10 protein-coding genes and 2 pseudogenes are annotated in these 11038 nt (G+C 63.7%); 9 read left to right on the forward strand and 3 right to left on the reverse strand.

All coding sequences use genetic code 11. The features are described from left to right. The 9 genes and pseudogenes from Q427_RS13805 to Q427_RS13845 all read left to right on the forward strand — a co-directional run. Nucleotides 1–184 (forward strand): nucleotide-binding domain containing protein (locus tag Q427_RS13805; RefSeq protein WP_043514829.1); only part of this gene is annotated, 184 nt, incomplete at its 5' end. Next, a pseudogene (gene otnC, locus Q427_RS13810) lies at nucleotides 181–827 on the forward strand (3-oxo-tetronate 4-phosphate decarboxylase). The gene Q427_RS13805 and the pseudogene otnC, both read left to right, overlap by 4 nt. A 51-nt stretch (nucleotides 828–878) precedes the next feature. Continuing rightward, a complete protein-coding gene (gene otnI, locus Q427_RS13815) occupies nucleotides 879–1679 on the forward strand; it encodes a 2-oxo-tetronate isomerase (protein WP_043514831.1) in 801 nt (266 codons plus the stop codon). Nucleotides 1680–1924: 245 nt separating this feature from the next. Next, nucleotides 1925–2887, forward strand: a complete 963-nt coding sequence (gene denD / locus Q427_RS13820; RefSeq protein WP_043514833.1) for a D-erythronate dehydrogenase — start codon at nucleotides 1925–1927, stop codon at nucleotides 2885–2887. A 68-nt stretch (nucleotides 2888–2955) separates the two neighbouring features. Further along, nucleotides 2956–3963 carry a TRAP transporter substrate-binding protein gene (locus tag Q427_RS13825; RefSeq protein WP_051496375.1) on the forward strand — a complete coding sequence of 336 codons (1008 nt, stop codon included), beginning with the start codon at nucleotides 2956–2958 and terminating at the stop codon, nucleotides 3961–3963. 60 nt (nucleotides 3964–4023) lie between these two features. After that, nucleotides 4024–4626, forward strand: a complete 603-nt coding sequence (locus Q427_RS13830; protein ID WP_051496376.1) for a TRAP transporter small permease — start codon at nucleotides 4024–4026, stop codon at nucleotides 4624–4626. Beyond that, a pseudogene (locus Q427_RS13835) lies at nucleotides 4623–5896 on the forward strand (TRAP transporter large permease). Before Q427_RS13830 ends, Q427_RS13835 begins: the two are co-directional and overlap by 4 nt. A 25-nt stretch (nucleotides 5897–5921) precedes the next feature. Then, nucleotides 5922–7337 carry an aldehyde dehydrogenase family protein gene (locus Q427_RS13840; RefSeq protein ID WP_231613693.1) on the forward strand — a complete coding sequence of 472 codons (1416 nt, stop codon included), beginning with the start codon at nucleotides 5922–5924 and terminating at the stop codon, nucleotides 7335–7337. A gap of 126 nt (nucleotides 7338–7463) precedes the next feature. After that, complete coding sequence (locus tag Q427_RS13845) at nucleotides 7464–8351, forward strand: NAD(P)-dependent oxidoreductase (RefSeq protein WP_043514835.1); 888 nt, start codon at nucleotides 7464–7466, stop codon at nucleotides 8349–8351. A gap of 75 nt (nucleotides 8352–8426) precedes the next feature. On the opposite strand, the gene Q427_RS13850 is transcribed toward Q427_RS13845, so the two are convergent. From Q427_RS13850 to Q427_RS13860, 3 genes are all read right to left on the reverse strand, one after another. Next, nucleotides 8427–8894, reverse strand: a complete 468-nt coding sequence (locus tag Q427_RS13850) for a GlcG/HbpS family heme-binding protein (RefSeq protein WP_043514837.1) — start codon at nucleotides 8892–8894, stop codon at nucleotides 8427–8429. Between the two features lie 110 nt (nucleotides 8895–9004). Next, nucleotides 9005–9895, reverse strand: a complete 891-nt coding sequence (locus tag Q427_RS13855; protein ID WP_043514839.1) for a 2-hydroxy-3-oxopropionate reductase — start codon at nucleotides 9893–9895, stop codon at nucleotides 9005–9007. Between the two features lie 83 nt (nucleotides 9896–9978). Next, nucleotides 9979–10980: an ABC transporter permease gene (locus Q427_RS13860; protein ID WP_155833571.1), complete on the reverse strand. Its 1002-nt coding sequence runs from the start codon at nucleotides 10978–10980 to the stop codon at nucleotides 9979–9981. Between the last annotated feature and the right edge of the window lie 58 nt (nucleotides 10981–11038).

Consider the following 11038-nt stretch of genomic DNA (forward strand, 5'->3'; position numbering starts at 1 on the left):
GTCGGCCCTGGGTGTGCGCGCCATGCGCATCGGCGAGCAGATCGCCCCGGGTGTCCCCTGGACCCAGGCCTCTCTGGCCGGGCGCGAGGCCCCGCTGTCGCTGGCTTTAAAGTCCGGAAACTTCGGCGGCACCGATTTCTTTACCCGGGCCTTCGAGGTCCTGGCGACGGAGGCGGCGCGATGAGCCTGCATGACGAGAATCGCCTGCGCGAGGACATCGCGACCCTTGGCGAGTCGCTGTTCGCGCGAGGGCTGACCATGGGCTCCAGCGGGAACATTAGCGTGCGGTTGGACGATGGCGGCTGGCTGATGACGCCTACCAATGCATGCCTGGGGCGGCTCGACCCGGCGCGGATCTCGCATCTGGACCGCGACGGGCGGCTGCTCGACGGCGACCGGCCCACCAAGGAGAGCTTCCTGCACATGGCGATGTATGACGAGCGGCCCCAATCCGGTGCCATCGTCCATCTGCACTCGACCCATTCGGTGGCCGTCTCCTGCCTGCCGGAGGTCGACCCCTGCGACTGTATCCCTCCGCTCACCGCCTATTACGTGATGCGGGTGGGCAAATTGCCCCTGGTGCCCTACCACGTGCCCGGCGATCCCACCCTGGGCGATGCGGTGCGCGGGTTGGCGGGCCGGCACAGCGCAGTGCTGCTGGCCAACCACGGGCCGTGGTGGCCGGCAAGACCCTGGAGGCGGCGGTCTACGCCACCGAGGAACTGGAAGAGACCGCCAGGCTGTTCCTGCTGCTGCGCGGTGAGAACCCCCGTTGCCTGACCGCCGAGCAGGTCGCCGCACTCGAAGCGCGCTTTCCCCGCGACTGACACGAATCGGTGGCACATGAACCCAGAAACACGAACACAGAGACACGATCCATGATCCGACTGGCCGCCAACCTCACCATGCTGTTTACCGAACACGGCTTTCTCGACCGTTTCGCGGCGGCCGCCGAAGCGGGCTTTCGCGGCGTGGAGTACCTGTTCCCCTACGAGCACGACCCCCTGGTGCTGGCGGGGGCGCTGCGGGAGGCCGGCGTGGAGCAGGTGCTCTTTAACCTGCCGCCCGGGGACTGGGCCGCGGGGGAGCGCGGGCTGGCGAGTCTGCCGGGGCGCGAGGCGGAGTTTCGCGATGCGGTGGTCGAGGCGCTGCGCTACGCCGAGGCGCTGAATTGTCCGCGGGTGCACGCCATGGCCGGCCTGCTGCCGGTGGATGCGGATGCCTATACCCGGGCCCATCATCAGGCCACCTATGTGGCGAACCTGCGCTTCGCCGCCAGTGAGGCAGCCAAGGTGGGGCGCCAGGTGCTGATCGAGCCGATCAATACCCGCGACATGCCGGGCTATTTCCTGTCGCGCCAGGCCCAGGCCATGGCGGTGCTGGAAGCGGTGGGTGCCGACAACCTTCGCCTGCAGTTCGACCTCTATCACTGCCAGATCATGGAGGGGGATCTGATTCACCACCTGGAGCGGCAGTTCGCCGCGATCGCCCATGTCCAGATTGCCGGCGTGCCAGAGCGCCATGAACCCGACAGGGGAGAGGTCCACTACCCCGCCATCTTCGAAGGTCTCGAAACGCTCGGCTATGACGGCTGGGTGGGCTGCGAGTACCGACCCATCGGCGACACGCGCCAGGGGTTGGCGTGGGGCCGGGCGCACGGCCTGAAACCCGATCAATAAGGAAGCGCTGAACAAATCGCCGAGCGGGATGAAGCGCAAGGCGCACGGAGCACAGAACCGAGCGAAGCGACAAACATCCGCAGGATGGCTCCGAAGGAGCGAGAAACCGAAGGTTTCGAGTCAACCGGAGCATATGGGGTATATGTGAGGATCCGCCGGTCCGACGCTTCGGCACCGCGCAACGCAGCGATTCGCTCGTGTAGGCATTTGCGCAGTGTTTCCCTAACAATGAATGCGAGGCTCATATGCACATTGCGATTACCGGCGCCGCCGGCTTCCTGGGGCAACGGCTGGTGGCAAGACTGCTGGCCCGGGGAGTGCTCGATGGCCGGCCTCTACGTCGCCTGACGCTCATCGACATGGCCGAGCCGCCGATGCCGACCGGCGACGGGGTCGAGGTGACGCGCTTGGCGCTGGATATCACCGAGCCGGGCGGGCTCGACCCGGTGCTGGCCACGAAGCCGGACGTGATCTATCACCTGGCGGCCGTCGTCAGCGCCGCCGCCGAGGCGGATCTGGCGCTCGGCATGCGGGTCAACTTCGATGCCACCCGGGCGCTGCTCGAGGGGTGTCACACCCACGGCCTTGCCGGGACACGCCTGGTCATGGCCAGTTCGGTGGCGGCCTATGGTGGGGACCTCCCCGAAGTGGTCGACGACATGACCGCGCTGCAGCCCCAGAACTCCTACGGTGCCCAGAAGGCCATGAGCGAGCTGCTGATCAACGACTACAGCCGGCGTGGTCTGGTGGATGGCCGAGTGCTGCGCCTGCCGACCATCATCATTCGCCCGGGGCGCCCCAACGCGGCGGCGTCGAGCTTCGCCTCCAGCATCCTGCGCGAGCCGTTGAACGGCGAAGAGGCCATCTGCCCGGTGCCCACCGACCTGTCGATGTTCGTGATGTCACCGCAGAAGGTGGTCGAGGCATTGATACACGGCGCAGAAGTTGCCGGCGACGCCCTGGGACCCTTTCGCGCCTTCATGCTGCCGGGCATCACGGTCACCGTGGCGGAGATGCTCGAGACGCTGCGCCAGGTGGCGGGCGACGAGGCGGTCGCCCTCGTGCGCCATGAGCCCGACCGGCGTATTGCGGACATCGTGTCCGGCTGGCCTTCCCGCTTCACCACGCGTCGCGCCCGGGAACTGGGGTTCCAGGGTGACGGCAACCTGCGTGAAATCGTCGATGCCTTCCTGAAAGCGGAGGCGTGACTGCACGTCCGTCCAAGACGGGCGCTCCACTACCCAACGGTGTTCCACGAAGAAGAGGTATCAAAACAATGAAAACGCTATTCGCACGCCGCGCGTTCTCTACCGCCATCGGAACCGTGACCGCTGCTGCTCTGGCCGGCATGGCCATCCAGGCCCAGGCGGCCCAGGAGATCACGCTCGGTCATACGCTCTCCGCCACATCGCACTATGCCGTCGGGGCACAGGCTTTCAAGGCGAAGCTGGAGGAGCTCAGTGACGGTGCCTTCACCGTCAACGAACATACCTCCGGCTCCCTGGGCGGCGAGCGGGAGATGATCGAGGGCCTGCAGATCGGCACCGTGGACCTGGTCATCACGTCCACCGGTCCGCTGGGCAACTTCGTGCCGGAAACCTATGTGCTGGACCTGCCTTTCCTGTTCGAGGACTACGACCAGGCGCGCTGTGTACTCGACGGCGAGCTCGGCGATGAACTGCTCGGCAAGGTAGGGCAGCACGACCTGGTGGGCCTGGCCTGGACCGAGAATGGCTTTCGCCATCTGACCAACAGCCGCCGTGAAGTGCTCTCACCGGCCGATGCCGATGGGTTGCGCGTTCGTACCATGGAGAACGAGGTTCACCAGGAAGCCTTCCGTCAGTTGGGCGCACGACCCACGCCGATGGCCTTCCCGGAGCTGTTCACGGCACTTCAGCAGGGCACCGTCGATGGCCAGGAGAACCCCATCACGGTGATCGTGGCCACCAACTTCTGGGAAGTGCAGGATCACCTGTCGTTGACCGGTCATGTCTACTCCCCGGCCATCCTGCTGGGCTCGCCGATCATGTTCGACGGCTTGAGCGAGGAGGAACAGGAGTGGTTCCGCGAGGCGGCACGTGCTTCGGCCGAAGCCACCCGTGGCGAGGTGTCGCGCCTTGAGGAAGAGGGCGTCGCGCTGCTGGAAGAGAACGGAATGACGGTGCAGACCGATATCGACATCGGCCCTTTCCAGGAGGCGGTACAGCCCGCCTACGAGATTTTCACTTCGCAGCATGGCAGCGACATGCTGGAGCGTATCCAGGAAGCAGCCGCCAACTGCTGAGCTTCTCCACCCCGGGCTTCCGGCGCCATGCCGGGAGCCCTCTGGTCATGGTGATTCCCAATGGTCTCGCTGTTCCTTCGTCTTGAGCACCAGCTGACGCGTCTGGCCATGCTGATGGCTGTGGCCATGCTGATCGTGTCCGTGACCCTGGGCTTCTATCAGGTGCTCACCCGATTCCTCTTCAATGCCCCCTCGACCTGGTCGGAGGTGGCCTCCAGGACGGCCATGATCTGGTGTGTCTTCCTGGCGGCTGCCGCCACGTTTCGGGGTGGTTACATGATGGCCGTCGAAGCCATCTACAAGGTCATGCCACAGCGGCTGATGCTGCTGCTGGAAATCGTCATCGTATGCTGTTGCCTGCTGGTGCTGGCGGTGTTGATCCATTTCGGCATCCAGATGACGATGCGCGTCAGCAACCAGACCATGTCGGGCATGAACATCTCGATGTCCTGGGCCTATGCCGCCATTCCCACCGGTGCCAGCTTTGCCATCGTGGCGGTGATCGCACGCATCCTGGCCCAGATCACCGGCCGCGAATTGATCGGCCCCGAAGGGCGCGAGGTCACGCCCGACGTGGAGTCTCGGGAGATCCACAAGGCCAAGCAGGTCGTGGGCCTGCCTGGCGGGTCCGATGGCTCCCGTCCGGGAGGGTCGCAGCCATGAATCTGGTCATCGGCCTGTCGCTGATCATCCTCTTTGCCGTCGGGGTGCCGATCGCGATCTCCATCATCCTGGCCTCGATCATCGGTATCGAATTCTTCTCCCGGCTGCCGCTGCTGCTGGTACCCCAGCAGATGTTCATCGGGATCGACAAGTTCCCGCTGATGGCCATCCCGTTCTTCATCCTGGCGGGCAACCTGATGGCGGCGGGCGGTATCTCCCGGCGCCTGGTGGATCTGGCCAAGTCCATCGTCGGTGGCATCCAGGGCGGCCTGGCCATGACCTGCGTGCTGACCTGCATGATGTTTGCCGCGGTGTCGGGTTCCAGCGTCGCCACCACCTTCGCCATCGGCGCGATCCTGATACCGGCGATGGTCAGGCATGGCTATCCCAAGCCCCTGGCCGCTTCGATCCAGGCCTCCTCCGCAGAGCTTGGCGTGCTGATACCGCCGTCGATTCCCCTCATCCTGTTCGGCGTCAGCACCGATACCTCCATCGGTCAGCTGTTTCTCGCCGGCATCGGCCCTGGCATCCTGATCGGCTGTGCCTGATCCTGTTTCTTTACCTGTTCTGCAAGGTGCGGGGCTACGGCCTGGATGACCACAAGGACAGCACCAGCTTCATGATCTCGTTCAAGCGTGCCTGGCTTGCGCTGCTGATGCCGGTGGTGGTGATCGGCGGTATCTACGGCGGGGTGTTCACTCCTACCGAGGCGTCGGCGGTAGCGGTGTTCTATGCGCTGATCGTGGGTGGCCTCTACTACCGTGAGCTGAAGCCGGGCGATCTATGGCCGATCCTGCGCCAGAGCGTCATCTCCACCGCGGCGGTCATGTTGATCATCGCAGCGGCCTCGCTGTTCAGCTTCCTGCTCAGCCGGACCGGGCTGCCGTCCCAGATCGCCGGCTGGGTGACCGAAGTGTTCGACAGCCCCATGGCGTTCCTGCTGGCGGTCAATGTCCTGCTGCTGCTGGTGGGCATGTTCATCGAGACCTCTGCGGCCATCCTGGTGCTGGCTCCCATCCTGACGCCCATTGCCATCCAGTTCGGCGTTCATCCGGTGCACTTCGGGTTGATCATGGTAGTGAACCTTGCGCTGGGGATGATCACGCCGCCGCTGGGGGTGAACCTCTTTGCCGCCTGTGCGGTGGCACGGATCACCATCGACGAGATGCTGCCCTGGCTGGTGCGCTTCGTACTGGTGGTGCTCGCCTGCCTGGTGGCGATCACTTACATGCCATGGATCTCCATGGGGCTGGTGCGCCTGGTCTATTGAAACGGAACAACAACAAGGAAACGCCATGTCTTCACTACCCATCATGCCGCCCCGCGAGGCGCTCATTGCCGGAGAATGGGTTGCCACGAGGGAACGGCTGGAGGTCCAGGCACCCTCCAGCGGAGCGGTGATCGCAGAGATTGCCCGCAGCCAGTCGCGGGAGGTCGAAACGGCGGTGGTCGCCGCCCGCGGTGCCTTCAGCGGCGAGCTGGGCGACTGGTCCTCCTGGTCGGCGCGACGACGCAGCGAGTGGCTGCTGGCCTTCGCCGCGGTCATCGAGGCCGATCACGCCAACCTGGCGGCCCTGGAGTGTGCCGATACCGGCAAGCCGATGACACAGGCCCGGGGTGATATCACGGCCTGCGCACGCTACTTCCGCTTCTATGGCGGGGCGGCCGACAAGCTGCATGGCGAAACCATTCCCTTCGAGAACGACTTCGCGGTGATGACCCTGCGCGAACCCTATGGGGTCTGCGCCCAGATCATCCCCTGGAACTATCCTGCCCAGATCTTCGGGCGCTGTGTGGCGGCGGCGCTGGCGGCCGGCAATACGGTGGTACTCAAGCCGGCCGAGGATGCCTGCCTCAGCGGGCTCCGCCTGGCTCAGCTGGCCTGTGAGCATGGGCTGCCGCCGGGGGTGCTCAATGTGGTACCCGGGCTTGGCCGGGAGGCGGGTGCCGCCCTGGCGGCCCACTCCGGGATCGACCATCTCTCCTTCACCGGCTCGCCGGAAACGGGAACCCAGGTGGCCCAGGCCGCTGCCGTGCATCATGTGCCGGTGACCATGGAACTGGGCGGCAAGTCACCGCAGATCGTCTTCGCCGATGCCGACATGGAGGCTGCCCTGGAAGCGGTCGTGCGCGGCATCGTCCAGAACGCCGGCCAGACCTGCTCGGCGGGCAGCCGCCTGCTGGTGGAGGCGAGCTGCGCCGAGGCCGTGCTGGGCGCGCTGGTCGAACGCTTCTCTGCCCTGCGCTGCGATGCCGGCGAGGCGAATGCCGACTGCGGTCCATTGATCAACGCCCGCCAGAAGGCGAAGCTGGAGGCACGCCTGGCAGCGGCGGTCGAAGACGGTATCCGCGTGGCGGCAAAGGGGCGCTTGACGGAAAGTGCCCCCGTTGGCGGCCATTTCGTGGTGCCGCAGCTGCTGACGGAGATTCCCGATGGCCATGAGGTGCTCAAGGAGGAGCTGTTCGGGCCGGTGCTGGCGGCGCAGACCTTTGCCGACGAGGCAGAGGCCCTGCGGCTGGCCAATGCCACCGACTTCGGCCTCTGTGCCGGTATCTGGACCCGAGATGGCGGACGGCAGTTGCGGCTGGCCAAGGGGATCCGCAGCGGCCAGGTCTTCGTCAACAACTACGGTGCCGGGGGCGGCATCGAGCTTCCCTTTGGCGGTATCGGACGATCGGGCATGGCCGGGAGAAGGGGTTCGAAGGCTTGAAGAGCTACACCCAGCTCAAGACCGTCGCCATCAAGCATGGTTGAGCCAGGCATGGCTGATTCAAGCATGGATTAGCGAGCCATCGGGCTGCGTTTCACGGTTGCATGAACCAGTAGGAGCCAGACAATGAATCAGGTATTTCGAGTGGGCCTGGTGGGCGTGGGCCTGATGGGCCACGGTATCGCCGCGAACATCCTCAAAGGGGGGCATGCCCTCTCTTTTCTCGATCACTCCGGCAATCAGCCGGTGGATGATCTTATCGCCGGCGGTGCGACTGCGAAGGGCAGTGGTCGCGAGGTGGCTGATGCCGCCGAAGTGATTATTCTCTGCGTGACCGGCTCGCCTCAGGTGGAGGCGGTGCTGTTCGAGCCCGGCGGTGTGCTGGAAGGGCTGCGGGCGGGCTGCGTGGTGATCGACTGCTCCACCTCATTGCCCAGCTCTACCGAGCGCGTGGCGGCACGCGTGGAGGCGGCCGGCGGACGCTTTATCGATGCTGCCATGACGCGCACCCCCAAGGAGGCGGAGGAGGGACGGTTGAACCTGATCGTCGGGGCGCCGGAGCCGCTCTTCCAGGAGGTCAGGCCGCTGCTGGCGTGCTTTGCCGAGAACATCGCCCATGCCGGCCCGGTTGGCGCCGGCCATACCCTCAAGCTGCTGCACAACTTCGTCTCGCTGGGCTTCACCGCGGTGCTGGCCGAGGCCGCCGCGGCGTCGCGCCGGGCCGGTATCGACGACGCGGCCTTTCTCGACGTGCTGGGCAAGGGCGGCGGTGGTGGCGTAATCCTGGAGCGCCTGCGGCCCTACATCGCCGATGGGGACGCCTCCGGTTTTCGCTTCAGCGTGGCCAACGGCCTCAAGGATATTGGCTACTACCACACCATGACCGAAGATCTCGACGCCGAGCGCGGCGTGGCCGATGCGGTACTGGCGCTCTACCAGTCGATCAGTGACGCCGGCCATGCCGACCGCCCCGTGCCGGAGCTGGTTGGCTTGCTGGGGCCATCACGGGACTGACCGCCTTATGGTGAGAGTCGACGGGGAAGGGAGAGGTCCAATATCGCCTTGATGGCCACGTGGTTGGTCAGACTCCTAGCTGTTTGCGGCATCAAGGCCAGCGTCCAGGCCTGCCGCATGAATGCCGGCCAGCACGCAGGTCTGGTCGTTGCCCGGACTGTCACCGCTGGCGCCTACGGCGGCGATGATCTCCCGTTGCTCGTCGAGCACCAGCACCCCGCCGGGAACGGGCACGAAGGTGCCGCGCGAGGCGCTTGCCACGCCGGTGACGAAGGCCTCGCGCCCCTGGGTCCGCTCTCCGATCGTGCCGCTCGAGACTCCCAACCCAAGCGCGGCCCCTGCCTTGCCTTGAGCGATTTCCAGGCGAAGGATGCCGGCACCATCCTCACGATCCATCGAGACAAGTTGCCCGCCACTATCCAGCACGACGACCACAAGCGGTTCCAACTCGAGCCGTCTGGCCTCGGCAAGGGCTGCGGTAATCATCATTCTGGCCTGGGATAGGCCTAGCGTGGTCTTGCGACGAAATACATCGAAGGCCATGAAAGACTCCTTGTTGTGGTCTCGAGACTAACCGTGGTCTCAAGACTGGGGGAAAGCGTTCAGGAGCTACAGGTGGCCAATATGGCCACCTCTCCGGTATGGCAGCCTATTCAGCCGATCTCGTGGTGGCTCATGACCTCGATGGCTCTCACCAGTGCCGAGTGATCCCAGTCCTTGCCGCCCGCCGCCCGGCAGACGTTGAACATCTGCTGGGCATTGGCGGTGTTGGGCAGGGCCAGGCCAATGTCGTTAGCGCCGGAGAGGGCCAGGTTGAGATCCTTCTGGTGAAGCTCGATACGGAACCCGGGATCGAAAGTACGCTTGATCATGCGTTCTCCATGTACCTCGAGGATTTTCGACTGGGCGAGGCCACCTAGCAGGGCTTCTCGAACCCGCTCGACATCGGCACCGGCTTTTGAAGCAAAGGTCAGGGATTCGGCCACCGCCTGGATGGTCAGTGCCACGGCGATCTGGTTGGCGACCTTGCAGGTCTGGCCATCGCCGACTTCCCCGATTCGGATGATGTTCTTGCCCATGACCTCGAAGAGCGGCTTCACCTTCTCGAAAGATTCCGGGGCGGCTCCGACCATGATCGAGAGTGCTGCATTTTTTGCCCCGAGTTCGCCACCAGATACGGGTGCGTCGATATAATCTCCGCCCTGTTCCTTGATGCGTGCCGCGAAGTCCTTGGTCGCCATGGGCGATATTGAACTCATGTCGATTATTATCTTGCCCTTCAAGTCCGCTTCGTTGACTCCGTCGGGCCCGAAGATGACTTCCTCGACCTGTGGCGTGTCGGGGACCATAAAGATGATGATGTCGTTGCTCTGGGCAACATCGCGAGGGCTGTCCAGTGACGTCAGGCCTGCGGCGACCAGGTCGGACGGCGCAGGCTTGTGATGGGTGCTGGTGGTTACCTTGTAACCTGCATTCAGCAGGTGGGATGCCATGGGGGCACCCATGATGCCGAGTCCGATAAAGCCGATGTTGAGACTGCTCATTTATCTTGCTCCTTATGAATCATATATCGCAGGTATCATTTCGTACCGCCGCTATCCGGGACGGTAAAACAGGACGACAGTGGTCAGTTGCGAACCCGTGGGTCGAGCAGGGTGTAGCTGAGGTCAGCCAGTAGATTGAGAACGACGTAGATCACGGCAACAAGTGCCAGGCCGCCGGCCACCACCGGAATGTCAAGTTGGCGGATGGAGTTCATGAACAGGCGCCCCAGGCCCGGCCAGGAAAAGACACTCTCGACCACCATTGACCCGGCAATGACATTACCGACTTGTAGTGCAGTCAGGGTGACATAGGGAACCAGAGCGTTCCGCACGGCGTGATAGTAGACAATACGACTCTCTACCAGCCCCTTGGCGCGGGCAGTACGCACATAATCTTCGTTGATAACCTCAAGCACGGTTGAGCGCATCATCCGGGTCAAGTAGGCCATGGGAGTCAAGGCCAGCACAAAAGTGGGCATGGCCATATGAGCCACATAGGTCCAGAAGCCCTGGTCGGTGACTCGGCCCGAGGAGGGCATCCAGCCCAGCGCCACCGCAAAGATGACGATGAACATGATGGCGACCCAAAATTGAGGCGCGGCCTGGCCAATCAATGCCAGAACCCTGGCAACATAGTCGATCCAGGTATTGCGCTTGATAGCGCTGAGCACCCCGACCGGAATGGATACGGCAAGGGCGAGTATGATGGCGGGAATGGCTAGTTCTGCGGAGCGGCCGAGCCGGGAGATCAGGATCGATGACACATCCTGTTGACTGCGGTATGAAAGGCCAAAGTCACCTTGTACCGCCCGAGCCATGAAATCGATATATTGGACATAGATTGGCCTATCAAGGCCCATCATGCTGCGATACCTCTCGATCATCTCTACTGAGGCATCCTCGCCGACCCGCATCAGCACCGGGTCGCCGATGACGAATACTAGGAGAAAGCCGAGTGTCAAAGCAAAAAAGATGACCACCAGGCCCTGTGCTATCCGGTTCAGAAAATAATACACGGCTTCTCGCTCCTCATGTTGGAAACTGACCTGTTTTCCGATAAAGGAAAGCGTTGTCGGCGGGACCAACCAGTATCAGTTGCCACTGTTTTTCATAGATGTTGTTATCATTATGGATTGTGACATG

Source organism: Halomonas sp. BC04, from assembly GCF_000568385.1.

What these genes read in the sequence shown, in the direction of transcription:
- Q427_RS13825 (WP_051496375.1), top strand. Translation starts at nt 2,956, where the DNA reads ATGAAAACGCTATTCGCACGCCGCGCGTTCTCTACCGCCATCGGAACC.
- Q427_RS13840 (WP_231613693.1), top strand. Translation starts at nt 5,922, where the DNA reads ATGTCTTCACTACCCATCATGCCGCCCCGCGAGGCGCTCATTGCCGGA.
- Q427_RS13850 (WP_043514837.1), bottom strand. Translation starts at nt 8,894, where the DNA reads ATGGCCTTCGATGTATTTCGTCGCAAGACCACGCTAGGCCTATCCCAG.
- Q427_RS13845 (WP_043514835.1), top strand. Translation starts at nt 7,464, where the DNA reads ATGAATCAGGTATTTCGAGTGGGCCTGGTGGGCGTGGGCCTGATGGGC.
- otnI (WP_043514831.1), top strand. Translation starts at nt 879, where the DNA reads ATGATCCGACTGGCCGCCAACCTCACCATGCTGTTTACCGAACACGGC.
- Q427_RS13830 (WP_051496376.1), top strand. Translation starts at nt 4,024, where the DNA reads ATGGTCTCGCTGTTCCTTCGTCTTGAGCACCAGCTGACGCGTCTGGCC.
- Q427_RS13855 (WP_043514839.1), bottom strand. Translation starts at nt 9,895, where the DNA reads ATGAGCAGTCTCAACATCGGCTTTATCGGACTCGGCATCATGGGTGCC.
- denD (WP_043514833.1), top strand. Translation starts at nt 1,925, where the DNA reads ATGCACATTGCGATTACCGGCGCCGCCGGCTTCCTGGGGCAACGGCTG.